Annotated in this window: 23 protein-coding genes and 1 other annotated feature; of the genes, 19 read left to right on the forward strand and 4 right to left on the reverse strand. The window is 49.3% G+C overall.

Translation table 11 applies throughout. From position 1 onward, the window contains the following. Positions 1-32: 32 nt before the first annotated feature. A complete protein-coding gene (gene nirB / locus HNR77_RS07410) occupies positions 33-2,462 on the reverse strand; it encodes a nitrite reductase large subunit NirB (RefSeq protein WP_184182199.1) in 2,430 nt (809 codons plus the stop codon). Positions 2,463-2,739: 277 nt separating this feature from the next. On the opposite strand from nirB, the gene HNR77_RS07415 reads away from it, so the two are divergent. Beyond that, positions 2,740-3,447, forward strand: coding sequence for a metal-dependent hydrolase (locus HNR77_RS07415; RefSeq protein ID WP_184182201.1), 708 nt, complete (start codon positions 2,740-2,742; stop codon positions 3,445-3,447). 294 nt (positions 3,448-3,741) lie between these two features. Here HNR77_RS07415 and HNR77_RS07420 read toward each other — a convergent pair whose 3' ends face one another. Both HNR77_RS07420 and HNR77_RS07425 read right to left on the reverse strand, forming a co-directional pair. Beyond that, entirely contained in the window at positions 3,742-4,062 is a 321-nt protein-coding gene (locus HNR77_RS07420; protein ID WP_110898046.1) for a hypothetical protein, read from the reverse strand. Between the two features lie 170 nt (positions 4,063-4,232). Continuing rightward, positions 4,233-5,306 carry a M42 family metallopeptidase gene (locus tag HNR77_RS07425; RefSeq protein ID WP_184182203.1) on the reverse strand — a complete coding sequence of 358 codons (1,074 nt, stop codon included), beginning with the start codon at positions 5,304-5,306 and terminating at the stop codon, positions 4,233-4,235. A 658-nt stretch (positions 5,307-5,964) separates the two neighbouring features. Between HNR77_RS07425 and spoVAC the strand changes: the two genes are divergently transcribed. The 17 genes from spoVAC (at position 5,965) to leuS (ending at position 22,682) form a co-directional block, all read left to right on the forward strand. Then, the gene (gene spoVAC / locus HNR77_RS07430; protein WP_184182414.1) at positions 5,965-6,417 is read left to right on the forward strand and encodes a stage V sporulation protein AC; all 453 of its coding nucleotides are present in this window, start codon (positions 5,965-5,967) and stop codon (positions 6,415-6,417) included. After that, entirely contained in the window at positions 6,414-7,430 is a 1,017-nt protein-coding gene (gene spoVAD, locus HNR77_RS07435; RefSeq protein WP_184182205.1) for a stage V sporulation protein AD, read from the forward strand. Before spoVAC ends, spoVAD begins: the two co-directional genes overlap by 4 nt. Positions 7,431-7,435: 5 nt before the next feature. Then, positions 7,436-7,786: a stage V sporulation protein AE gene (gene spoVAE / locus HNR77_RS07440; RefSeq protein WP_184182206.1), complete on the forward strand. Its 351-nt coding sequence runs from the start codon at positions 7,436-7,438 to the stop codon at positions 7,784-7,786. A gap of 183 nt (positions 7,787-7,969) precedes the next feature. Continuing rightward, positions 7,970-8,926 (forward strand): AAA family ATPase, encoded by a 957-nt coding sequence (locus HNR77_RS07445; RefSeq protein ID WP_145404156.1) that lies wholly within the window; start codon positions 7,970-7,972, stop codon positions 8,924-8,926. A 3-nt stretch (positions 8,927-8,929) separates the two neighbouring features. Beyond that, the gene (locus tag HNR77_RS07450; RefSeq protein ID WP_397366314.1) at positions 8,930-10,177 is read left to right on the forward strand and encodes a DUF58 domain-containing protein; all 1,248 of its coding nucleotides are present in this window, start codon (positions 8,930-8,932) and stop codon (positions 10,175-10,177) included. Beyond that, positions 10,174-12,387, forward strand: coding sequence for a DUF4129 domain-containing transglutaminase family protein (locus tag HNR77_RS07455; RefSeq protein ID WP_184182207.1), 2,214 nt, complete (start codon positions 10,174-10,176; stop codon positions 12,385-12,387). Before HNR77_RS07450 ends, HNR77_RS07455 begins: the two co-directional genes overlap by 4 nt. 107 nt (positions 12,388-12,494) lie before the next feature. Then, a complete protein-coding gene (locus HNR77_RS07460) occupies positions 12,495-13,022 on the forward strand; it encodes a YqeG family HAD IIIA-type phosphatase (protein ID WP_111272174.1) in 528 nt (175 codons plus the stop codon). Next, positions 13,019-14,146, forward strand: a complete 1,128-nt coding sequence (gene yqeH / locus HNR77_RS07465; protein ID WP_184182208.1) for a ribosome biogenesis GTPase YqeH — start codon at positions 13,019-13,021, stop codon at positions 14,144-14,146. The genes HNR77_RS07460 and yqeH overlap by 4 nt, the downstream gene beginning before the upstream one ends. Before the next feature lie 51 nt (positions 14,147-14,197). Continuing rightward, positions 14,198-15,073 carry a shikimate dehydrogenase gene (aroE, locus tag HNR77_RS07470; RefSeq protein WP_184182417.1) on the forward strand — a complete coding sequence of 292 codons (876 nt, stop codon included), beginning with the start codon at positions 14,198-14,200 and terminating at the stop codon, positions 15,071-15,073. A gap of 76 nt (positions 15,074-15,149) precedes the next feature. Further along, positions 15,150-15,443 carry a ribosome assembly RNA-binding protein YhbY gene (gene yhbY, locus HNR77_RS07475; RefSeq protein WP_090914936.1) on the forward strand — a complete coding sequence of 98 codons (294 nt, stop codon included), beginning with the start codon at positions 15,150-15,152 and terminating at the stop codon, positions 15,441-15,443. A gap of 14 nt (positions 15,444-15,457) precedes the next feature. Next, positions 15,458-16,048 (forward strand): nicotinate-nucleotide adenylyltransferase, encoded by a 591-nt coding sequence (locus tag HNR77_RS07480; RefSeq protein WP_184182209.1) that lies wholly within the window; start codon positions 15,458-15,460, stop codon positions 16,046-16,048. After that, a complete protein-coding gene (gene yqeK / locus HNR77_RS07485) occupies positions 16,032-16,619 on the forward strand; it encodes a bis(5'-nucleosyl)-tetraphosphatase (symmetrical) YqeK (protein WP_184182210.1) in 588 nt (195 codons plus the stop codon). Before HNR77_RS07480 ends, yqeK begins: the two co-directional genes overlap by 17 nt. After that, on the forward strand, positions 16,616-16,963 hold the full coding sequence (gene rsfS / locus HNR77_RS07490) for a ribosome silencing factor (RefSeq protein WP_111272169.1): 348 nt from the start codon (positions 16,616-16,618) through the stop codon (positions 16,961-16,963). The genes yqeK and rsfS overlap by 4 nt, the downstream gene beginning before the upstream one ends. Further along, on the forward strand, positions 16,960-17,865 hold the full coding sequence (locus HNR77_RS07495; RefSeq protein ID WP_184182211.1) for a CvfB family protein: 906 nt from the start codon (positions 16,960-16,962) through the stop codon (positions 17,863-17,865). Before rsfS ends, HNR77_RS07495 begins: the two co-directional genes overlap by 4 nt. Positions 17,866-17,890: 25 nt before the next feature. Beyond that, positions 17,891-18,661: a class I SAM-dependent DNA methyltransferase gene (locus HNR77_RS07500; RefSeq protein WP_184182212.1), complete on the forward strand. Its 771-nt coding sequence runs from the start codon at positions 17,891-17,893 to the stop codon at positions 18,659-18,661. 164 nt (positions 18,662-18,825) lie between these two features. Next, a complete protein-coding gene (locus tag HNR77_RS07505) occupies positions 18,826-19,782 on the forward strand; it encodes a phosphotransferase family protein (protein ID WP_184182214.1) in 957 nt (318 codons plus the stop codon). A gap of 124 nt (positions 19,783-19,906) precedes the next feature. Beyond that, positions 19,907-20,163, forward strand: a binding site (T-box leader). 74 nt (positions 20,164-20,237) lie between these two features. Beyond that, the gene (gene leuS, locus HNR77_RS07510) at positions 20,238-22,682 is read left to right on the forward strand and encodes a leucine--tRNA ligase (protein WP_184182216.1); all 2,445 of its coding nucleotides are present in this window, start codon (positions 20,238-20,240) and stop codon (positions 22,680-22,682) included. Here the strand turns inward: leuS and comER are convergent. Next, entirely contained in the window at positions 22,663-23,508 is an 846-nt protein-coding gene (comER, locus tag HNR77_RS07515; RefSeq protein WP_184182218.1) for a late competence protein ComER, read from the reverse strand. The genes leuS and comER overlap by 20 nt on opposite strands. Before the next feature lie 186 nt (positions 23,509-23,694). Between comER and HNR77_RS07520 the strand changes: the two genes are divergently transcribed. Further along, on the forward strand, positions 23,695-24,216 hold the full coding sequence (locus HNR77_RS07520; RefSeq protein ID WP_184182220.1) for a ComEA family DNA-binding protein: 522 nt from the start codon (positions 23,695-23,697) through the stop codon (positions 24,214-24,216).

Consider the following 24,216-nt stretch of genomic DNA (forward strand, 5'->3'; position numbering starts at 1 on the left):
TACTTATATAATATCAAGTTGGGTGATGCAGCTTATGGTTGGGCCGTGACTTCAATGCCGTGGAACATTTTGCTCTGTCCTTCTTCGTTCCGAAGTGCTTTCTTCCAAGGGTCTTCGACATGCTCCAGAGCAAACTCGATGCGTGCCATCAGTGCTTTGCGTTCCTCCGGATTATCTACAACAACCGAACGGATATGTTCAAGACCCATACGCTCAACCCACTCGGATGTACGCTCCAGATAGTTGCCTGTTTCCCGGTAATATTGCATGATGGCTCCACACAGCTCAATAAGTTCCTCATCTGTTTTTACTTTGCACAATGAATCTGCCAGTCTGGCCTTGATGCCGCCGTTCCCGCCGATGAAGATTTCCCAGCCGCCGTCATTGCCGACAATGCCGATATCCTTCGTACAAGCCTCTGCACAGTTCCGCGGGCAGCCGTTAACAGCATACTTGAATTTGGCTGGCAGGTCGAGACGTTCAAATTTGCGCTCAATCCGTGCACCCATCGCCATGGAATCCTGTGTGCCGAAGCGGCAGAATTGGGAGCCGACACATGTTTTGACGGTACGCAGCGATTTCGCGTAAGCATAACCTGAAGGCATATCCAGCTCCGCCCAGACTTTAGGCAGGTCTTCTTTTTTGACACCAATCAGGTCGAGTCGCTGACCGCCCGTTACTTTGACCGCTTTAATATCGTATTTGACTGAAACGTCAGCAATCCGTTTGAGGTCTTCCGGAGTAGTTACTCCGCCGTACATCCGAGGCACAACCGTGTAGGTTCCATCTTTTTGAATGTTGGCGTTCATCCGTTCGTTCACGAAACGGGATTCTTTCTCGTCTTCATGTGTATCCGGATAAATCATGCCCAGATAATAGTTGATAGCCGGACGGCATTTCGAACATCCCTCAGGCTGACTCCAGCCCAGTACATTCATAACCTCTTTACTCGTTTGCAAGCCCTTTTCCCGGATTTCGGCTACAATCTCATCCCGTCCGAGGGAGGTGCAGCTGCAGATACCCTGTTTGGCTCCGGCTGTGAAGCCATCTCCGAGCACATATTGCAAAATCTGTTCCACGACCGGCTTACATCCACCGCAAGAGCGGGTTGCACCAGTGCAAGCCTTAATTTCATCGACCGTTGTGAGCCCCTGATTGGTGATTACATCCACGATGGCTCCTTTGGTTACCCCGTTGCATCCACAGACAATTTCGTCCTCCGGCATCGTTTCAACAGAGGCTGTTTTTTTGTGACCTCCGCAGCCTGTACCCATGAGGGAGCTGTATAATTCCTCGGTCATTTCCGTATGGTTTTTGATCAGCTTCTGCAGCTCGGCCGAATCGGTGATGTCACCAAAGAGTACGGCACCGACCATTTTGTTGTCACGCAGCAGAATTTTTTTGTAGGTTCGTTTCCAGTCATCTTTCTGTGAGATCACCGTATGCTCCGGGCTGTCAATGAATTCGCCAGTAGAGAACACGTCTACACCCGAAATTTTGAGCTTGGTCGATACAACCGAGCCTTCATAAGGGGCTGTTTCAACACCGCAGATATGCTTCGCCAGAATCATGCCTTGCTCAAACAGGGGGGCCACCAAGCCGTAACATACACCCCGGTGTTCTGTGCACTCCCCGACAGAGTACACATTCTCCATAGAGGTTTGCAAGTAATCATTAACAACAATTCCGCGATTCACTTCAATGCCGCTTGCACGAGCGACCTCGACATTAGGCTTGATGCCTACCGCCATAACTACAAAATCAACATTCAGCACCGATTCGTCGGCAAAACGAAGTCCTTCTACCCGGTCACCGCCGAGCAATTCGGCTGTCTGTGCTCCCATTTTGAAACGAATGCCTTGACGCTCCAGCTCGGCTTTGAGCATGGCCGATGCCTGTGAATCCAGCTGGCGCTCCATCAGATCCTCCATCAGATGAACCACGGTTACATCCATGCCAAGCTGAACCAGCCCTTTGGCTGCTTCAAGTCCCAGAAGTCCACCGCCGATGACCGCAGCCCGCTTGTACTGTTTGGCTGCTTCCAGCATAACGTTGCAGTCCGCAATATCGCGGAACCCGACAACACCTTGCTTGTCATGACCCGGCACAGGCAGAATGAAGGAACTGGAGCCGGTTGCAATGATAATTTTGTCGTAAGGGACGCGAGTTCCAGCTTCTGTAATGACTTCATGAGTTTCGGCATCGATTCGGGAAACTGTAGTGCCAGTATGGAGGGTGATTCCGTAATCTTCATACCAGTGAAGGTCATTCAGCACGATGTCGTCCAGCGTTTTGCTGCCTTCCAGCACGTATGAGAGCATAATGCGATTGTAGTTCGGATAGGGCTCTGTACCGATTACAGTAATATCAAAACGTGTAGACAGCTTCAAAATTTGTTCAACGGTGCTGATTCCAGCCATACCGTTACCAATGACGACGAGCTTCTCCTTGTTTCCGTTCATGTAAATGGCCTCCTTGGGTAAATCCTGTTCATTTACCTGCATTTTTAATGGCTTATATTTGAATTATAAAAGGTCTGCCCAGTAATTAATGTGATTTATTTCACTAATAAAGATAGATCATTCATATCCAAAGAAGTGTGATGACGCTCACGGAAACTAAAAAAATTTCAGAAATAAGAAATACGAACTATTGTTCTCGTTATACTTTCGTTGTATGATCGGTACGGGATCAAATATGAATAAGTTCCCTATTTCTATGAAAGGACGTTATTGCACCATGATGGGAAGATCCCACCTCATTATCGGCACAGGCGTATCCCTTTCAGTGCTGCAGCTGCTGGGCATGCCGGTCACGGCTCCGGCGGTAACGGTTGCACTGATCGGCTCACTGCTGCCCGATATCGACGAGCCTAATTCACTGCTGGTATCCAAAGCGCTGCCGAGCAGCCTGATTCGGCTGCTGCAGACGATTCTTTTGCCTGCGGCTGTTTTTGTGTATTTCTACATTCCGAGCAAGCCTTGGAATCTGCTGCTTGCTGTACTGATCGGGCTTGTATCCTTTTTGCCGTCACGATCACTGCGTAAAGTGCTGATGTTTGCCATTGGACTGGGGCTGGTTTTTTACGGACATGCTTTTGCCCCGTGGAATCTGATTGCAGGCAGTCTGCTGATGTTATGTACTACGCTGACACACAGGGGGCTTACACATACCTTGTATGGAACCGCCGTTTGGACCGGTTTGCTGTACAGTACGACCCAGCAGCAAGGCCCAGAAATATGGGTGGCTGGAGGAACGGCTTATGCGATTCATCTGCTTGCTGATTCGCTGACCAACCGGGGGATTCGCCCATTGCCGCCGTTAAAGCTGCGTATCAGAGCAAACCTGATGAGTACGGGGACCAAACACGGAGCCGTTGTTGAGAATGTTTGCGTCGTGCTGACGTTCATTTTAGCCTGGTTTGCATTTTCCCCTTTATTTTTGTAGATAATCACAACAATGAAGCCAAACGCCAGCCCGATGAATGGACTGGCGTTCTTCAAATTTAAGTTCTTCTCATATAAATGTGAAGCGTAATGCGGTATCCAGACTGAACATTGTTGTCTGGGCATCGTGCCAGAAAAGGAACGGGGTTCAGACTTTTGTAGGTGTACCGCTGAGTGTATCGATGTCTGTGGAACCGAACACAAGTAATACAACAAGAATAAGTACAATTAACGTCTCGGCGAAACCGACACCATCGAATTCAGACATCATATGCACCTCTTTCGTTCTTGACATTTAGGAATTTATACGCTGCTGAAACGCCTGAATGACATCGTTCAGCGTCATATCACGGCCTGTTTCATCAAGGAACTGCACCAGTTTATCTGAATTGGTTGGCGTGACCTTTTGAAGTGTCTTGTACTGCCCCACTAACTCCACAACTAATGTAGCTTCGCGAAACAACGTAACGGCATCTACTCTCAACTTTCCACTAACTAACAATGCGGCAACAATCAGTTCAAGTTTTTTTCCGCTAAGATTCCCACCCAAAAGGGTGTTCGCAGCATTGGTTTTTCTGGAACCTTTATTTGATTTTCCATTTCTGCCTGCTGCCATATAAAGGTCCCCCGCTGGTTGATAATTGATTATCCTATCTTATGTATCTGGTCCTCATTATGTTCAAACATTGCAATCTATTTGTGAAATTCATAGAAAAAGAGATACCCTCGAAGCAGATTCGGTGAGGTATCTCTGTGGTTAGTTCACAAAAGTGGATATATAACTAATTAAGCATTATTGATTATGGTGTCCATCGTGGTGCGATCAAGGCCCTTCACCAGCTTCACAATCAGCTCTTTGGCTGCATCATAATCGTCGGTGTGAATAATGGATGAAGAGGTATGAATGTACCGAGCACAGATGCCAATAACGGTGGATGGTACACCGATGCCGCTCAGATGAACCTGACCTGCATCCGTTCCGCCAGGCGAGATGAAATATTGCATTTTAATCTGATTGGAAGAAGCCGTGTCCTGTACATATTCAACCATACCGCGATGGGTAAACATGCCTGGGTCAAAGATGCGAAGCAATGCGCCCTGACCGATATGGCCGAAGGATTGCTTGTCACCTGTCATATCATTGGCTGCACTGCAATCCAGTGCGAAGAAAATGTCTGGTTGGATGAGATTTGCCGCAGTACGTGCACCGCGCAGCCCCAATTCCTCCTGAACGGTTGCACCGGAATACAGCGTATTCGGCAGCTTTTCCTTATGCAGCGCTTCAACCAGCTCAAGAGCCAGTCCGACTCCGTAACGATTGTCCCATGCCTTTGCCATAATTTTCTTAGGGTTTGCCATCGGCGTAAATTCACAGATTGGCACAATCTGCATGCCCGGATGTATGCCCCACGCTTCTGCTTCTGCGCGGTCATCTGCTCCGATATCCAGGTACATGGTGCTAAGATCGACGGGCTTGCTGCGCTGTGATTCATCCAGCAGATGAGTAGGCGTAGAGCCAACAACGCCGGTAATGCGGCGCTCAGGTGTAATAATCTGCAAACGCTGGGATAGAACCGCTTGACTCCACCATCCGCCGAGTGGACGGAATTTGATCATGCCTGTTTCTGTAATTCCCGTTGTCATGAAACCTACTTCGTCAAAATGCCCGGCTACCATCACTTTTGGGCCGGCTTCATCTCCCCGCAGTACACCAAAGAGACTTCCCAGACGGTCTTGTACAAATTCATCCGTATACGCGGACATTTGCTCCTTCATCCATCCCCGCAGTTCACGTTCAAAGCCGGACGCAGAAGGGAATTCTGTTAACGTTCGGAACATGTCCAACGTTTTTTCATTCATGTGCAAACAACTCCTCTGTTGGGTATGTAGATCAGGGCACAGCAGAACGGCTACTGGCCTGATGTCCTTGTAAATATTAAGGACTTGTTATTAACCACTGGTCACAACCTAGTATGAACCTTGTACAAGTGATTGTCCATGATTATATTACGTTTTTCAGGCATGTTATTTGATGATCACGCCAGTTTCATGCACTTTGTCTCCGCTTTCGTCTTAATCCTGAGGTCGATCATGTGAATATACTTGGATAAAAGGAACCTTGTCGCTTTTTTCCAGAGGATATCCTCAAAACGTTTGTTTTTATAAGGAAGGAGTCGAATATGAGATGAAGCCTCCAGATGAAGGTCATGAGAAGATGCTGTTTATTGTGTTGTTTATTTTGCTCGTCATCATTCTTCTTTATTTATAACCAAACCTTTTATTGGTGAGCTATTTATCCAAACCTTCCATTAATAAGTGATTTATCCAAATCTACTATGATGGAAACATATGCTGTTGCTCGCCGGATACATAACCTGCCCGGAATTTACAAACAATGAATAAAGAAACTACACATAGGCAATCAGCCACAGATGTTTGAATCCACATTCACATAAAGGAGGTCCTGTGCTTGCCGGTACAATCTGCAACTGGAAAGAAGAAAACCTCATCACTGTCAATGGATGAGAAGGAGTATAAGAAAGTCGCCAAAAAACATGAGCCTTCACGTCCGATTTTCAAAAATTGCCTCAAGGCTTTCTTTGTCGGGGGAACGATTTGTTTGATAGGACAAGCGATTCAAGAGGCATTTATGGCGGGAATGCACATGACATCCAAGGAAGCTGCGAGCCCTACCGTCGCAGTGATGATTCTGATCTCGGTTATTCTCACCTGCCTCGGTGTGTACGACAAAATTGCACAGTGGGCAGGAGCAGGCACCGCTGTACCCGTAACCGGATTCGCTAACTCCATGTGCTCCGCTGCGCTGGAGCATCGTGCGGAAGGACTCGTGTTGGGTGTAGGTGCAAACATGTTCAAGCTCGCCGGCTCAGTCATTGTATTTGGAGTCGTGGCCGCATTTATTATCGGTATTGTGTATGCCTTTCTGGGATTCGGGGGTGGACACCTATGAAACGGCTGGGTCGTCAGACGTGGGAGTATGATCATCAGCCGCGCATCATAGGCAGAGCAACCGTGGTGGGGCCAGATGAAGGCCAGGGACCGTTAGCCAATGATTTCGACTATGTATATGACAACCTTGAGATTGGGGAGAAAACGTGGGAAAAAGCGGAGCGAAAATTGCTCGAGAAAGCCTCACAGCTCGCGCTTATTAACGCGAATAAAACCAAGGAAGAACTGCATTATTTTGTTGGCGGAGATTTGATGAACCAGATTATCAGCAGTTCTTTTTCTGCAAGGCAGCTCGGGGCTCCTTATCTCGGAGTGTTTGGAGCTTGTTCTACCTCGATGGAGACACTGGCGCTGGCTTCGATGATTGTGGATTCCGGGGCGGGCGATTATGTGCTTGCTGGTACGGTGAGCCACAATTGTACCGTAGAGAAGCAATTTCGTTATCCGACAGAGTACGGCTCTCAGAAACCTCCCTATGCGCAGTACACCGTAACCGGGTCTGGATGCGGGATTATCGCCCGTACAGGGGAAGGACCCGTTGTAGCTAAAGCGACCATCGGCCGGATTATGGATTTGGGCATCAAAGACCCTTTTAATATGGGTGCAGCTATGGCCCCGGCAGCAGCGGACACCATCATTTCTCACTTCAGGGATACCGGTCTGGAGCCGGGATACTATGATCTCATCGTTACAGGGGATCTGGCTTCTGTCGGGCTGCCTATTACCAAAGAACTTCTGCACAAAGAAGGTATTCCGATGGAACAGACCGTTTTTAATGACTGCGGACTCATGATCTATGACCGTGAGAATCAACCGCAGGTCGTTGCTGGTGGAAGCGGGTGCGGGTGTTCGGCCACGGTTACGTATGGCCACATTCTGAACCGGATGCAGAAGGGGGATCTGAAACGGGTGCTTGTCGTTGCAACAGGCGCGCTGCTGTCCCCGCTGTCATATCAGCAGGGCGAAAGTATTCCTTGTATCGCACATGCTGTAGCTATCGAACAGGAGGGGTGAAGGACATGCAATTTCTGTGGGCTTTTATCGTCGGGGGGCTGATCTGTGTGATTGGACAGCTGCTGATGGACGGGGTAAAACTGACACCCGCACATACGATGAGTACACTTGTGGTCGCTGGAGCGGTTGCCGATGCAGTTGGTCTCTATGATCCGCTGGTGAAATTCGCTGGTGCAGGTGCATCCATACCGATTACGAGCTTTGGCAATTCCCTGGTACACGGCGCTTTAACCGAACTTGAAAAAGATGGTTGGATCGGTGTGATCACCGGTATTTTCGATCTGACCGCCGCCGGGATATCGTCAGCGATTATATTTTCTTTTCTCGCGGCGCTCGTTGTTCGACCTAAAGGTTAAATTTTTTAAAATAGGCAGGGGCTCCGGATAGATTTTATCCGGGGCTTTTTTGTCGTATTTATGCATGAAATGCGTTGTATATGACGGCTGGAAACAAATTGTGAGCTGCTTCGAGTGTACTCGTGACTCCGGATCATGTACAATAAAAGGAAATCTGTATGCTTGTTTAGGAGGTTAGACCACATGCCTGTGCGCAAAGAGTCGATCCAAATTATATCTGCAGTTCGTTCGAATCTGGAGTCCTGCATTATGGGGAAATCCTTTGAGATTCAACTTTTACTCACTGCTTTGCTTGCAGGCGGGCACGTTCTGATTGAAGACGTACCGGGAACGGGCAAAACTCAGTTAATCAAGGCACTGTCCAAATCCATGCGCGGTGAATACCGGCGTATTCAATGTAATCCTGATATTTTACCAAGTGATATTACAGGAGTATCGGTGTTTCATCCAAAGGATGAGCGTTTCTATTTCCGGCCTGGCCCTGTCATGACCAATATTTTGCTGGCTGACGAAATTAACCGTGCAACAACCAAAACACAGTCCGCGCTGCTGGAAGTGATGGAAGAGCGCAGTGTAACCGTAGATGGAGACACGTACGATCTTCCTCATCCGTTCATGCTCTGTGCAACCCAGAACCCGATTGATTTTGAGGGCACGTATACACTGCCTGAAGCACAGCTTGACCGGTTTATGTTAAAGATCAGTCTGGGTTATCCTGACAAGGATATTGAAAAAACGCTGCTCAAGCAGCATCAATCCGGGCAGCCGGTAGACCGGCTGACATCGGTAACTCATATGGATCAAATCTCGGCGATTCAGCAGGAGATTAAAGAAGTGTTTATTGGTGATCCGGTGGTGGACTATTTGCTGGACGTGGTTCGTCACACGCGCTCACATCCGTCTGTTCTTCTGGGAGCAAGCCCGCGTGCCGCTATTTCCTTCATGATGGCTGTGAAAGCCTTTGCCTTCCTGCAGGAGCGAGACTACGTACTGCCGGATGATGTCAAAACGATGGCTCCGTATGTTATTTCTCATCGTATCGTGCTTCGTCCTGAGTCCAGACTGGACAGCATGAGCTCAGAGGCTGTTCTCAATTCGGTTTTACAGCAGGTTCGTGTGCCTGTGTCCATGGGGCAATAATTGATGAGACCGCTTTTGACAACTGTCAATCGAGGACTGCGCCACCCACGCGTATGGGGCATCGCAATGGTGTGGATGTGCTGTCTCGCGTATGTTTTGTTCCAGGGAGGAAAGACCTCGCTTATGCTGCTGTCCATGGTGACGCTGCTCTGCCTGTATCTGGCGATTGCCGGATTCAGTGGCGTGAAACGGACTAGAGGCGTACGCAGGCTGTCTTCCGGCCATAATCACGAGGAGCTGCTTCATGCTGGTGATCAGGTTCAGGTGCAGCTCAGCCTGACGATTCCCGGATTTCTTCCACTTCCTTATGTCGTCGTACGCGAGATGCTGCATCGGCATAATGGAGAATCATGGTCCTTTAAAGAAAGCCTTATTCCGAGTATGCGCGGACATGGGGAGCTTTCTTTTCAAACTCCGCCGCTAGAGCGGGGGAAATATGTTTTTTCCGATACCGAATGTGCCAGCGAGGATATCTTCGGACTGATTGAACATCGCGGAACCTTCAAGGCGAGCGGGGAGTTCCGGGTACTTCCTCGAACGGTATTTATTCCATACTGGCAGCTATACGACCGCAAGTCTCGTTTATCGGGTCCGCAGACAGCCTTGACTCGTTCACGCAGGGAAACAACACAGATTAACGGTGTGCGTGATTATGTTTACGGGGATCGTCTGTCTCGTATTCACTGGAATGCAACAGCCAAAACGGGCAACTGGAAGTCGAAAGAGTTCGAGCATGAGTCTGTACCCAAAACAATTCTGGTGCTGGACGCTATGGCAGGCAGTTATCCGCATGGAGAAGCGTTCGAGCTCGCTGTCTCTACGACAGCCTCTCTGCTGGAGTACGGTACAAGGGAACGTATGGGGATGGGGTTGTTAACCCTGTCTGAAGAGTCTTGCTTCATGCCTCCAAGTGAAAGCCTGATCGAACGTCAGAAGATGATCCATCATCTGGTGGACATTCAGGACAACGGTCAGGATCAGTCCCTGCTGCCAGGGGTGGAGAAAATAGCAAGACAATTCCCGCAAGGAGCTTACTTTGTTGTGATCTCTCCCCAAAAGGATGACAAAATACTGGATCTGCTCCGCTGGGCGGATACTCGCGGGATGACTCCATGTCATATATTGATTGACCCTGCGGAATCACGGCAGAGTTCCGAATGGAATGCCATGCTGCGCGGACGGGGCACAAGGTCATTTACCGTTGCCCATCTGCAAGAGCTTCCTACAGTGATGGGAGGAGGTTCGGTATGAACGCCAGAGGAAACGAAAGTCCGGGCATGAAAAGATCCTGGTACCATGCAGCATCCCTGCTCTGGATATTTCTGATTGCGCTGCAGTGGATATCGTTTACACAGGAATCGTGGTACACAGAGACCACTTCGCTGGTACTGTGGACGCTGGCAGCGGTGAGCATTCTGGAGGTTGTGCTTCCCTTTAAAATACTGTATCGAACCATAATCAAGGCTGTTGCAGTCCTGTATATTTTGCATAAAACGTTGATTGATTACATGGTATACATCCCCTTCGGTACATTAACCGAACGGATTGAGCAATTCATTTTGCATATGCCGCCTTATATCTGGTTTTCCTTATGTGCCTGGGTGATGCTTGAGGCCGCGCTTCGTCTTGTGACTTCAACCAAACGTATCCTTGTGTTCCTTGGCGTTAATATTATATCCTTGGGGATTCTGGATTCGTTCACTCAAATTCCGCTTTGGGGAGAGATTGCCTGGGTGATGTTTGCGGGCATGGGCTGGCTTGTATGTCAGCACTTCCGTAATTATCAGCTGCAATATCCGCAGGGCTGGAAACGAATGATCCGGCATCCTTACAAAATACTGGCGAATATCGCTATCATATTTTCATTAATTATTGTAGCCAGTGTGAACATGCCGGAAGTTCCGCCAACCTTGACAGACCCGTATACCGCTTGGCGGAATTACACCGGTACTTCCTCGACCCAAGCGGGTAACGGTGTGCTGGATATTCCCAGTGCTACGGAATCAGGCTACAGCCGTGAGGACAACAAGCTTGGCGGGGGCTTTAATTTTGACTACACCCCTGTCATGTCCGTAACAACAAGTGACCGGGGCTACTGGCGCGGAGAGACGCGCTCGGAATATACCGGAACAGGCTGGGATGAGCCCGGACGTGCGTCCATGGATAATGTGGAGGCCGATCAGAAGCTGGAGAATAATCAGGCTGGAAAAGTGAAAACCAAGCAGGTCACGCAAAAAGTGACAATGCTGAACGACACCGTATATCCGATTCTGTTTGGATCGTATTCCATATCCCAGGTCATCTCGGTGAACGGTGAGGAGAGAGCGGGGCGAATGTTGTGGAACGCGGATCAGGCTGAATTACATGTAGTAACAACACGTCAGCAGCCGCAGTATCCGAAAAACTACACTATTGTGTCCGAAGTGCCGATCATTGTTGAGGATGAACTGCGCACCAAGACAGCCGACGCTTTGTATTCAAGCAACCCGGCAGACGATAAATATTTGCAGCTGCCGTCCCGTTTCCCTGAACGAGTGAAGGAGCTTGCGGCAGAAGTTACAGCATCTGCAAATACTCCGTATGAAAAAGTGGCATTACTGCAAAACTATTTACAACAAAATTTCAATTACACGAACAATCCGGATTTGTCCCGGAAAGTGAGCAATGATTTTGTAGAAGGTTTCCTGTTTGATATTCGTGAAGGATATTGTGACTACTTTTCGACAGCACTTGTGATGATGGCACGCTCGGAAGGTATTCCGGCAAGATGGGTTAAAGGATACGCGCCCGGACAGATGTCCCTGAACTCGGACATGCAGGCGCCTCGCCAGCCTGGTGCACCTATCGAGACAACCTACACCGTAACGAATGCTGATGCCCACTCTTGGGCGGAAGTGTACTTTGGCGAATACGGATGGATTCCGGTTGAAGCAACACCTGGCTTTGACATGCCGCTGTTGACCGAGACGCCGGATGTGCAGTCTGTGGATCAGCCGGAGGAGCAGCCGGAGGAAGAGCCGATTCAGGAAGAGACCAAAACACAGGCTCCTGAACAGACAACAGACACAATCCCTGCTTTTGTTATCTGGGCTGCGGGTGCAGTCATTGTGTTGTGGGTAGCTTACATGTTCTGGCGTAATCGTCTGTCCCTGCGATTCCTGCTGCTTCGCCTGCGAACAGGCAAGCCGCTGACACCGGAACAGAAGGTACTGGCTGAGACAGAGCGCTGGATTCGTTATGCAAGACGGCAGGGCTTGACGCGTAGTGGTGACGAAACGCTGCGTGAGTCCGTAACTCGCTGGAGCCAGCTCAGACCGTCAGCTCAAGGCACATTGGAAGAGCTGCTAATGAAATTTGAACAGACACGTTACAGTCCGGCAACAGTAACGGCCGATGACTGGAAGGTTGTGTATCAGGCGACCCTGAGGCTGCGGAAGGAACTGAAAGCGGAACGGGCATAACAGTGCCCGTCCCGTTTTTCCTTTTTTCATGGCGATAAAGGCAGTTTGCATTTTCAGGAAAGACGGATTTGTGATATAGTGTGTCGTATGAAACTGAGGTGACTTCTTTGTTTAAAATGTTATTGCCCAAGCTGCGTGTAGACACAGTTTTTGACATCAATTTGGAAGAACTGTACGCTCAAGGGTATCGTGGAATTATAACTGACCTGGATAATACGCTTGTTGGAGCCAAAGCACCTGATGCTACACCCGAATTGATTGAATGGTTCGCGCGTGTTAAAGAGGTGGGATTCAAGCTGATGATTGTGTCCAATAACAATTTGAATCGTGTATCCCTGTTTGCGACTCCGCTGGATATCCAGTTTGTGCATAGTGCACGCAAACCATCGAATGTACCGTTTCGTAAAGCAATGCGAATGATGGAGCTTACTCCCGAAAAGACTATTGTTGTGGGGGATCAGATGCTCACTGACGTGTATGGAGGCAACAGACTTGGACTGTATACGGTTCTGGTGCTGCCGATCTCCATCGGAGATGAGGGCTTTATGACCCGTTTCAATCGGAGAGTAGAACGGATTGCTCTGTCAAGTTTGCGTAAGAAAGGCTTATGGCTCGAGGAGGAAAAGAAGAAATGACAGAACCGCATAACGGCAATATTGCCGTAAGATGCAGTGGATGCGGCGTGCATCTGCAAACGGAAAATCCGGAGTTGCCCGGATTTATTCCTGAGAAAGCACTTGATCGTGAACCGGTCATCTGCCAGCGCTGTTTCCGTATCAAAAATTATAATGAATCATCATCTGTTACGGTGGATCAGGACGAGTTCCTGGCCCTGCTCAGCAAAATCGGGGATAAGGATGCACTCGTCATTCATATCGTTGATTTGTTTGATTTTGACGGTAGTATTATTTCCGGGTTGCAGCGCTTCGTTGGAAACAATCCCGTGCTGCTCGCTGTAAACAAAACGGACTTGCTGCCTAAAGTGACCAACTGGAACAAGGTACGCAACTGGGTGCAGAAGCAGGCGAAGGAACAAGGTCTGCGCACGGTAGATGTGGTCCTCTGCAGTGCCAAGCAGAATCAGGGCTTCGATCGTCTGCTTGAACTGGTTGGCACATATCGCGGTGATCGGGACGTGTATGTGGTCGGCGGAACCAATGTAGGTAAATCTACACTGATCAACCGTTTGATTCGAGATTACAGTGATCTGGAGCAGGAGCTTACAACCTCACGTTATCCGGGAACAACGCTGGATATGGTCAATATTCCGCTGGATGATGGAAAAGCGATCATTGATACACCGGGAATCGTGTACCCATGGAGATTCAGCGAGATTGTATCGCGTAAGGATCTGGCTGCCATTATGCCGGAGAAACCGCTTAAACCTGCGGTATATCAATTGAATGCTGGCCAGACGTTGTTCTTTGGTGGAATGGCCCGCTTTGATTTTATTGAAGGCGACCGTCAGTCGTTCACTTGTTTTATCAGCACGGCGCTGAACATTCATCGGACGAAGCTGGAACGAGCCGACGACCTGTATCGTGACCATCTGGGAGAATTGCTGACGCCGCCAACACGGGAGAATGCGGCTGAGATGCCGGAATGGACCAGACATGAATTCCGGATTAAACGCGGCAGCCAGTCGGATGTATATATCTCTGGCCTGGGCTGGATCAAGGTGAACGGAGACCAGGGCGCTCTGATTGCGGTTCATGTTCCAAAAGGGATTCGGGTGCAGATTCGTCCTTCCTTGATCTAGCCCGAGATGCAGCTTCTAATTGGAACAACGGATCAGATCGGAGGGGAGCCGATGTCGGCAGAGAACAAGTTCAATTCTTCACTTCCTGTGCTGCTTGGTGTGATGGGCGATCCCATTGCACATTCCAAGTCGCCGGCAATGCATAATGCCGCTTTGCAGGCAGCAGGTGTGGAAGGGATGTATATGCCGCTTCATGTGAAGCCGGATCAGCTGCAAGCTGCTGTTCGTGGAATTACTGCACTAGGGTATCGCGGTGTGAATGTCACCATCCCGCACAAGGAGCAGGTCATGCAGTATCTTGATGTCATTGATGAGAGCGCACGCTTGATCGGGGCAGTCAACACGATTGTGAACGATAATGGCACATTGACAGGGTATAATACGGACGGGATGGGTTATGTTCGTTCGCTCAAGGAAGAGGCTGTTCCTCAGATTGAGGGCAAACGAATTGCAGTGCTTGGCGCAGGCGGAGCTGCAAGAGGCGTGATCTACGCGCTCGCACTGGAGAAGCCGGAGCAGATCAGTATCCTGAATCGCACGGCTGACAGAGCTGCAGCTCTGGCTGAAGATTTGAGGAACTATAACCTGGGAGACATCTCTGGCAGTGGAATGCAAGGGGCACAAGCTGTACTTGCTGACGCGGATATCGTTATCAATACGACAGCAGCCGGAATGCATCCACATGTGCATGACCTGCCGGTTGATCCCGTCTGGATTCGCGAAGGAGCTGCGGTCAGCGATCTGATCTACAACCCGCTGGAGACACGTCTGCTGCGGGAGTCCCGTATGCGCGGCTGCACGGTGCACGGCGGTCTGGGCATGTTTATCTATCAAGGTGCGATTGCATTCGAGCACTGGCTTGGCATTCCGGCTCCGATCGATACGATGAGACGGGCGGTATTGGATAGTTTTACAAATAATAATTGAACGATCAGGTCCACCAAACAGCTAAGGGCTGTTCATCGGTATGTGGCCTGCTCAACATAAGGAGTATGGAGTATTCATGTTAACTGGTAAACAAAAGCGCTTTTTGCGGTCACAGGCACATCACCTGACCCCTGTATTTCAAATTGGCAAAGGGGGCACGAATGAACATCTGTTCCGCCACATTGAAGAGGCAATCGAGAAGCGCGAATTGATGAAAGTGCAAGTGCTGAACAACAACCTGGATGATAAAAATGAAATTGCGGCAGAGGTTGCCCGTGAAACAGGCAGCGAACTGGTGCAAGTCATTGGCAGCACCATTATCCTGTACAAGGAATCACGTGATAACAAACAAATCGAACTTCCAAGATAAGGAGCGTGGCGCGGGTGAAGATCGGCATCATGGGCGGTACGTTTGATCCGATCCACATGGGGCATCTGCTGGCAGCGGAAGCGGCAAGGGATTCGCATGCACTGGATGAAATCTGGTTTATGCCCTCCCATGTCCCGCCTCATAAACCGGAAGCAGGTGCAACGGGGCGGCAGCGTCTGGAGATGACGGAGGCTGCTGTAAAGGATGCTCCCCGGTATGAGGTATTAGGCATCGAAATGGAACTTGGCGGCGTGTCCTACACCATTGATACGATGCGTGAGTTATGGCGGCGCCACCCTGAGCATGAGTTTTATTTCATTATCGGGGCAGACATGGTGAACTATCTTCCGAAATGGGAAGAGATTGAAGAACTGGCGTCCAGGTTGACCTTTATCGGTGTTGGACGTCCGGGCTTTCAGCTGCATCTGGACGACCTGCCAGAGCCATTGCAGGATCGGGTGCTGCTGGCAGAAATGCCGCTTGTTGATATTTCATCCACGGCTATTCGCAGACGTCTCGCGAAGGGGCATTCCGTACGTTTCATGATTCCCGATGCAGTGCATCAATATATTGTAAGGAGCGGTTTATATGGCGTTAAGCCGTGAGGAATTAATCCAGGCTGTCTCTTCTCAGATGCCCGCCAAGCGTTGGAAGCATACGCAGGGGGTTATGGAGTCCGCTGTTATTCTCGCTGAAAAGTACGGAGCTGATCCTGTGAAGGCAGATGTAGCAGCGATCCTGCATGACGTGGCGAAGTATTGGCCTGTAGCTGAGATGGAAGCGGTCATTCGTGATAACGGATTAAATATAGAACTGTTATCACATGACAAGCAGCTTTGGCATTCTGAGGTAGGTGCTTTTGTTGCGGAACGTGATTATGGTGTGTCCGATTCCGAAATTATAAACGCGATTCGGTGGCATACTTCAGGTAGAGTGGGCATGAGTCTGCTGGACAAAGTGGTATGTCTTGCCGATTATATTGAACCGGGACGTGATTTCCCGGGCGTGGAGCATATTCGTGAGCAGGCTCAGCGCAGTCTGGAGGAGGGCTTGATTGCCGGCTTTGATTCAACGATCAGTCTGCTGCTTTCCCAGCGCCGTGTTATTTATCCGCTCACGGTACTCTCGCGTAATGACTTGATAGCACAATTAAAGATTATGGAGGTTGGTTCATGACAGTATCATCGAAAGAACTTATGAATATGGTGGTTGCTGCCGCTGATGATAAAAAGGCATCAAATATTGTAGCTCTTGACCTGAACAATATCTCGCTGGTTGCCGATTATTTTGTGATCTGCCACGGTAACTCGGACACACAGGTACAGGCGATTGCTACAGAGATTCGTAAACAGGCTCACGCAGCCGGTGCGGTAATCAAAGGCATCGAGGGCATGGATTCTGCACGCTGGGTGCTGATGGATCTTGGTGATGTGGTGGTTCACGTATTCCACCGCGATGAACGTGAGTATTACAATATCGAGCGTCTCTGGTCAGACGCCAAAGTGGTGGAGACCGTATGAGTTTGATTGCAGGAACAGTCGTCTCGCTGCCGGTTTCACGTGAAGTGTCTCCATTCGGCTACTTTTTGACGACAGGATCGGAAGATGTACTGCTTCACTATACCGAGCTGACTAGGGACATCACTATTGGTGAAACGCTGGAGGTTTTTGTATTCTTTGATACTGAAGACCGTCTCGCGGTTACGATGAAAAAGCCTTATCTCACGCTTGGAGAGATGGCTAAACTGGTTGTAGCGGATGTGCATCCGCGTCTGGGATGTTTTCTGGAGATGGGGCTTGGACGCCAACTGCTGCTTCCCATTCGTGAATTGCCAGAGCTTGAAGAGCTTCGCCCTCAAGTTGGAGATGAAGTGTTTGTCATCATGGAGCATGACAAGCAAGGACGATTGCGGGCCAAACTGGCCGGAGAACGTGAGCTTGCTCCCCTTGCTTTCCATGCCCCAACCACCTGGGTGAACCAGTGGGTTGAGGCTTTGGTGTACAAGCCGCTTCAGATGGGCACATTTGTACTTGTGGACGGCGGTGTGCTTGGCTTTGGTGCGATTGGCATGATTCATTCCTCCGAGCGCAGTCACATGCTGCGTCTGGGAGAGAAAGTGAAATGCCGGGTTACGCTAGTACGTGAAGACGGACGTGTGAATCTGGCTATGACACAGCGCAAAGAGGTTGGGCGTAACGAAGACGCAGACAAGCTGCTTGCTTTTATGAAGGAGCGCCCGATGGGCGGCATGCCGTATTCCGATGCGACACCACCGGACATTATCAAACAGCGTTTCGGCATCAGTAAATCGGCGTTCAAGCGTGCTCTTGGCAAGCTGATGAAGGATGGTCTGGTGGTGCAGAAGGAAAACTGGACGTATCTGTCCGAATCCGCACCGAAGCAGCAGCCAGAAGAGAAGTAAATGAAATTGAAAGTGCGGTGCCGACATGTCTTACCGGAAATTTGCCTACGTTTACGATGAATTAATGGAAGATATGCCTTATCCGGACTGGATAAGGTTTGCAAGAACAGCCTGGGAGCAGCATGGCATGCCCAAAAGTGTGGCAGAGCTTGGCTGTGGAACAGGTTCCATCACAATCCCGCTGGTAAACTCCGGTTTTGAGGTGACGGGCATTGATCTCTCGGCTGATATGCTGTCTGTTGCGCGCAGTAAAATGGAAGCCACTTCTCAGGGACATCGTCTGTACCGGGAAGGCAGCGTACGCTGGGTGCAGCAGGATATGCGGGACTGGAGAGTGCCTGAGCCTGTGGACTCGGTCATTTCATTCTGTGATTGTGTGAACTATCTTCTGGAATCCGAGGATGTCGTTCGTACTTTCGTGCGCACGTATGAGATGCTGAAGCCGGGAGGCACATTCCTGTTTGATGTGCATCATCCGAACACTTTAATCCGATACGATCAAGAGCAGCCTTTTGTACTGGATGAGCGCTCTGTATCCTACATCTGGACCTGTGATCTGGATCAGGACCGGTGTGAAATCGAGCATCATTTGAGTATTTTTTCACGTGTGGAGGATGGCAGCAAGGATACGTATCGGCGGTTCGAGGAAGTTCATGTGCAGCGTGCGTATGACCCGGATTGGATGAAGCTGGAGTTAAGCAAAGCGGGCTTTCGTGATGTGAAGGTCTATGCTGACTTTGAATGGAACGAGGCTGGGGATCATGCGGAGCGTTTGTTCTATGTAGCTGTGAAATGATCATTTATCATTCAAAATAACGAGCTGTCCTTAGACTGCATGCAAAATGCGGGCTGGGGGCAGTTTTTTTGAATAAGATATGCATAAAAGTATTGCTGCACAAGGTAAAAAGGAACATAATTAATATGTTTAGAAAGCGTTTTCTATAAAGGGGGAACATATCCATGGAAAGTACATATAAAACGAGATTGTGCAAAGAACAGCTGGATCTGATTATCAAGCAGCACCTGGACGCCTCGATTCAACATTATGAGGAAATGATTGACGGCTGGGCCAACCAGGCTTATAAAATAAAGCTTGGTGACGGACGAAACGTTGTCCTGAAGATTGCGCCTTCGGCTGCAACCCATATGATGCGCTGTGAACAGGATCTGATGACGACTGAAGTGCAAGCTCTCCGCCTTGTTGCCAAGCTGGGGGATGTTCCTGTGCCCAAGGTGCTCGCTTACGATGATTCATTAACGATGGCTCCAGCACAGTATTTTGTTATGGACTTTATGTCCGGGAGGCCGTACAACCAGATCAAGGCTGAATTTACACAGGAAGAACAGGATGGGATTGAGCAGCAATTAGGATTATACAATCGGCGGATCAATGAAATCCAAGGTGAACAGTTTGGTTATTTTTCGGGCAAGGACAGACAGCGTGCGACGTGGAGAGAAGCCTTTTCCGTGTTAATGGAGGATATGCTGGCAGATGGCGAGGCGGCCAAAGTTAATATCGGGATAGAGTACGATGAGCTGAGACGTTTGATTGAAGAAAAATCGGATGCATTGGATGAAGTAACCGAATCGGTTCTGATCAGCTGGGATCTGTGGGATGGCAATGTATTGGTGCAGGATAAGCAGATTACAGGCATTATAGATTTTGAACGCTCACTGTGGGGAGATCCGCTTATGGAGCATTATTTCAGCCATTTTAACTACACTCCAGGGTTTGTAAAAGGGTATGGCCGGGCAATTACTACGGAAAATGAGCATAAGCGCAGAAGTCTGTACGATCTGTACTTTGATCTGGCGCTGCGCATTGAATGTGACTACCGCCAGTACGATGATCAGGAACATATCCAGTCAACGATTCGTAATATGGAGGAAGGCATAACACGTTTTAAGCAAAGCTGAGCAAATAGTCTTGTTGTTAACGTTTAAGTTGCTATAAGGCGGGTTTATCGCCCAAAGGCATGAATATGACGCGTCGTATTGACTTTGTGCTTTCGTTTTTATATAATGTTCCCGATATTGTATACATATTTCGATGATAAGGATCAGTAGTGAATTCTGTACATCACAGAGAGTCGGCGGTTGGTGCAAGCCGATTGACAGTAATTTGCGAACTCGCCTTGGAGAAATGCGGTGATTACATGGTTTTATGCCTTGAGTGTAGAACGGGAAGGAAATCCGCATCGGTTAACCGCCGTTACAGGTCTAAAGGGAGTGGATGACGAAGCACGTTCGTCCGCTAACTAGGGTGGTACCACGGGAATTCAACCTCTCGTCCCTAGCGCTGCAAACGCTACGGGATGCTGAGGTTTTTTTGTTGCTTTAAAAGCGCGTATAAACCTGAAGGAGGAATATAGATGAGTGAGAATCACCAGCCGAAGCACGGCTATCAGCCGCAAGTGATGGAGAAAAACTGGCAGCAATACTGGGATGAAAATAAAACGTTTAAAACAGGTGAGGACCCGTCCAAACCGAAGTTTTATGCACTGGATATGTTCCCGTATCCGTCCGGCTCGGGACTGCACGTAGGTCACCCGGAAGGTTATACTGCAACAGACATCGTATCCCGTTACAAACGGATGCGTGGATACAATGTATTGCATCCAATGGGTTGGGACGCTTTCGGTCTGCCTGCGGAGCAGCATGCACTGGATACAGGGGAACACCCGCGTCACATTACTTTCCGTAATATCGATAACTTCCGTCGTCAGATCAAGTCGCTCGGATTCTCGTATGACTGGGATCGCGAGATCAGCACAACGGACCCCGAGTATTACAAATGGACACAATGGATCTTCATCCAGCTCTACAAAAAGGGTCTGGCTTATGTCGATGAAGTGCCAGTCAACTGGTGTGAAGCGCTGGGTACGGTGCTTGCGAACGAAGAAGTTATTGATGGCAAGAGTGAACGTGGTGGACATCCGGTTGTGCGCAAACCGATGCGTCAATGGGTGCTGAAAATTACAGAATATGCAGAGCGTTTGCTCGAGGATCTGGAAGAACTGGATTGGTCCGAAAGCATCAAGGATATGCAGCGCAACTGGATCGGCAAATCAACCGGGGCTGAAGTTGTTTTTGCGATTGAAGGCCGTGAAGAGGTTATTAAAGTATTTACGACCCGTGCGGATACATTGTTCGGTGCAAGCTTTGCCGTTCTGGCGCCAGAGCATGAACTGGTAGATGTCATTACGTCTGAAGCACAACGTGAAGCGGTTAAGGCTTATCAGGAGCAGGCTGCTCGCAAGAGTGATCTGGAACGTACCGATCTGGCCAAAGACAAAACCGGTGTGTTCACAGGTGCATATGCAATCAATCCGGTTAACGGAGCGAAGCTGCCAATCTGGATTGCGGATTATGTACTGGCTGGTTATGGTACTGGTGCTGTAATGGCTGTTCCGGGTCATGATGCACGTGACTGGGAATTTGCAACGCAATTCAACCTGAATATCATCGAAGTTATTGAAGGCGGAGATGTGACCAAAGAGGCGTTTACAGGCGACGGATCACACGTGAACTCCGACTTCCTGAACGGATTGAATAATGCAGAGGCTGCGGCGAAGATGATTGCCTGGCTCGAAGAGCAAGGCAAAGGACAAGGAAAAACAACGTATCGTCTGCGAGACTGGCTGTTCAGCCGTCAACGTTACTGGGGAGAGCCGATTCCGATTCTGCATTTGGAGGACGGAACGATGAAGACCGTACCGGAAGATCAGCTGCCGTTGCTGCTGCCGGATATTGATCAGATCAAACCATCGGGCACAGGTGAATCACCACTGGCCAATGTGACCGATTGGGTGAATACCGTTGATCCGGAAACGGGCATGAAGGCTCGTCGCGAAACGAATACCATGCCGCAGTGGGCAGGAAGCTGCTGGTATTACCTGCGGTTCATAGATCCGCACAATGACAAGGAACTGATCTCTCAGGAGAAACAGCAGCAATGGCTGCCGGTTGATCTGTATATCGGTGGAGCGGAGCATGCGGTACTTCACTTGCTGTATGCACGTTTCTGGCACAAAGTGCTGTATGATCTGGGTGTGGTACACACAAAAGAGCCGTTCCAAAAACTGGTGAACCAAGGAATGATTCTGGGTACCAACAATGAAAAAATGAGTAAATCTCGCGGTAATGTCATTAACCCGGATGAGATTGTTAACGAATTCGGTGCAGATACACTGCGTTTGTATGAGATGTTCATGGGGCCTCTGGAAGCGACCAAACCTTGGAATGCTAACGGGGTAGAGGGAATGCATCGTTTCTTGTCCCGCGTATGGCGTCTATTCATTAACGAAGACACTGGCGCGATTAATGAGAAAATTACAGCTGACGGTGGAACCGACGAGTTCAAACGAACAACTCACAAAACGATCAAAAAAGTAACGGAAGATCTGGAGCATCTGCGTTTTAATACTGCAATCAGTCAGCTGATGATCTTCATCAACGATGCGTACAAAGCAGATACTCTGCCTCGTGAAGCGATGGAAAACTTTGTTCAGCTGCTGTCACCTCTGGCGCCGCATATGGCGGAAGAGCTGTGGAGCCGTCTGGGGCATGAGGGTGGAATTACGTACGTGGCTTGGCCTGAATATGATGAGTCCATGACTGTGGATGCGGAAGTGGAAATTGTCGTTCAAGTTAACGGTAAAATTGTAACCCGCACTACGATCGCGAAGGATCTGGATGCACAGGGTATGCAGGATTACACGATGGAGCTGGCTCCTGTGAAACAGGCGCTGGAAGGCAAGACTGTTCGCAAAGTCATTGCCGTTCCAGGCAAACTGGTTAATATTGTTGCCGGTTAATTTCACTGGCACGAAACACCTCATCCAGCTTGACTAAATCTTCATCATATTTCTCATGTGTTGTGTGAATCAAGCTGTCGAATACACCATTCAGGTTGTTTCGCAGCAGGGCAAGTGCCTGGGCGGTTATGCCGCCAGGTACGGCAACACGGGCCTGAAGCTCTTGCGGAGTGTACCCTCCCTCGGTTAACAGCTTGCCTGTTCCGAGCAGCATCTCTCCGGCAAGAGCACAGGCGTCTGCTCGTTTAATACCTGTCAGGCGCACAGCACTTTCGATCCATTCTTCGAGAAAGAATGATATGAATGCAGGTCCGCAGCTGGAGAAGTCGGATGTGATTCGAGTGCAGGCTTCATCCACTTGGTAGGGTCTGCCGATATGACTTAACAGAGCTTCCAGCACAGAGCGGTCTTCAGCAGTCATTCGTTCCCCGTGGATAAAAAGGGTTGCTCCGCTGCCGACCTGATGTGTAACACTCGGGATCACCTTGGAGACTTTGCAAGGAAGTGAAGATTCCAGATGACGCAGCTGCACGGGGCTGGTGATCGAGACAATTATATGATTGGAATTCACAACAGGCAGGATATCGTCGATAACATGTTTGAACTCCAGCGGCTTCACGCACAGGAAGATGATGTTGCTGCGAATCACCGTTTCCCGATTGCTCTGCGATTCATGCAGACCAGGGTAACGGAGGGATAGCTGCCGTACTTTGGAAGGGGTTCGATTGCTAGCTGCAATCTGACGGGGTTCGAGTGCACCGGATTGGATCAGAGCATAGATCAGCAGACTGCCCATGCTGCCGGTTCCGATAAATCCAACCTTCATTGGTTCAGGCCTCCTTTCATGCTTTACGGTAATGGCGCAGTATCTTCCTTCTATTCTATGCATGAGGTCCTGATTCACATGACATAAATATGCATGAAATTGTTGAAATAAAAAGATTAAACGGTTCGGAAGCACCGCCCGTGTTCGAAATGATACTTATTTTGAATATGAGGGAGAGTGCGGAGAATGAGATGGAATAAAGGCATAACCATTGCTGCAGCAGTGGTTGGGAGCATATTAATATTATGGTCGGGCAGAAGTGAACAGCCGCCTGGCGGCTGGGAACCGATGCAGCTCGGCATCGAGCAGCCGACAAGTGCGCAGAATTCTTCTGCTGTACAGTCGGCTGCTTTGGTTCAGGAGAACACTGCGGCTGTGTCAGGACAGGACGGCGGGAACGTGCAAAAGCAGGCTGGAACTGGTACCGATGCTGCTGAGATTAAATTAGAGGCAGGGGATAAGCAGTCTCAGGTTGATCCGGTCGTTGATGCAGCAGCTGAAACAACCGACAATGGCAAAATTAATATTAACGCTGCCTCCGTCTCAAAGCTTACCGAGCTCCCGGGAATCGGACAGAAGAAAGCTCAGGCGATTGTGGATTACCGTAATACACATGGGCCATTTGCGAAGGTCAGCGATCTTACGAAGGTGAAGGGCATCGGCACGAAGATGCTGCAGAAGATGGCTCCATATATACAGATTCAGTAA

Source organism: Paenibacillus sp. JGP012, assembly GCF_014203995.1.
Lineage (GTDB): Bacteria > Bacillota > Bacilli > Paenibacillales > Paenibacillaceae > Paenibacillus > Paenibacillus silvae.

Excerpts from the sequence above, each read along its gene's own strand:
- HNR77_RS07415 (WP_184182201.1), top strand. The coding sequence starts at position 2,740 with ATGATGGGAAGATCCCACCTCATTATCGGCACAGGCGTATCCCTTTCA.
- HNR77_RS07520 (WP_184182220.1), top strand. The coding sequence starts at position 23,695 with ATGAGATGGAATAAAGGCATAACCATTGCTGCAGCAGTGGTTGGGAGC.
- yhbY (WP_090914936.1), top strand. The coding sequence starts at position 15,150 with ATGTTAACTGGTAAACAAAAGCGCTTTTTGCGGTCACAGGCACATCAC.
- leuS (WP_184182216.1), top strand. The coding sequence starts at position 20,238 with ATGAGTGAGAATCACCAGCCGAAGCACGGCTATCAGCCGCAAGTGATG.
- yqeK (WP_184182210.1), top strand. The coding sequence starts at position 16,032 with ATGGCGTTAAGCCGTGAGGAATTAATCCAGGCTGTCTCTTCTCAGATG.
- comER (WP_184182218.1), bottom strand. The coding sequence starts at position 23,508 with ATGAAGGTTGGATTTATCGGAACCGGCAGCATGGGCAGTCTGCTGATC.
- nirB (WP_184182199.1), bottom strand. The coding sequence starts at position 2,462 with ATGAACGGAAACAAGGAGAAGCTCGTCGTCATTGGTAACGGTATGGCT.
- HNR77_RS07500 (WP_184182212.1), top strand. The coding sequence starts at position 17,891 with ATGTCTTACCGGAAATTTGCCTACGTTTACGATGAATTAATGGAAGAT.
- spoVAE (WP_184182206.1), top strand. The coding sequence starts at position 7,436 with ATGCAATTTCTGTGGGCTTTTATCGTCGGGGGGCTGATCTGTGTGATT.
- HNR77_RS07425 (WP_184182203.1), bottom strand. The coding sequence starts at position 5,306 with ATGAATGAAAAAACGTTGGACATGTTCCGAACGTTAACAGAATTCCCT.
- HNR77_RS07495 (WP_184182211.1), top strand. The coding sequence starts at position 16,960 with ATGAGTTTGATTGCAGGAACAGTCGTCTCGCTGCCGGTTTCACGTGAA.
- spoVAD (WP_184182205.1), top strand. The coding sequence starts at position 6,414 with ATGAAACGGCTGGGTCGTCAGACGTGGGAGTATGATCATCAGCCGCGC.
- HNR77_RS07455 (WP_184182207.1), top strand. The coding sequence starts at position 10,174 with ATGAACGCCAGAGGAAACGAAAGTCCGGGCATGAAAAGATCCTGGTAC.
- HNR77_RS07420 (WP_110898046.1), bottom strand. The coding sequence starts at position 4,062 with ATGGCAGCAGGCAGAAATGGAAAATCAAATAAAGGTTCCAGAAAAACC.
- HNR77_RS07445 (WP_145404156.1), top strand. The coding sequence starts at position 7,970 with ATGCCTGTGCGCAAAGAGTCGATCCAAATTATATCTGCAGTTCGTTCG.
- aroE (WP_184182417.1), top strand. The coding sequence starts at position 14,198 with ATGTCGGCAGAGAACAAGTTCAATTCTTCACTTCCTGTGCTGCTTGGT.
- yqeH (WP_184182208.1), top strand. The coding sequence starts at position 13,019 with ATGACAGAACCGCATAACGGCAATATTGCCGTAAGATGCAGTGGATGC.
- HNR77_RS07505 (WP_184182214.1), top strand. The coding sequence starts at position 18,826 with ATGGAAAGTACATATAAAACGAGATTGTGCAAAGAACAGCTGGATCTG.
- rsfS (WP_111272169.1), top strand. The coding sequence starts at position 16,616 with ATGACAGTATCATCGAAAGAACTTATGAATATGGTGGTTGCTGCCGCT.
- spoVAC (WP_184182414.1), top strand. The coding sequence starts at position 5,965 with ATGGATGAGAAGGAGTATAAGAAAGTCGCCAAAAAACATGAGCCTTCA.
- HNR77_RS07450 (WP_397366314.1), top strand. The coding sequence starts at position 8,930 with ATGAGACCGCTTTTGACAACTGTCAATCGAGGACTGCGCCACCCACGC.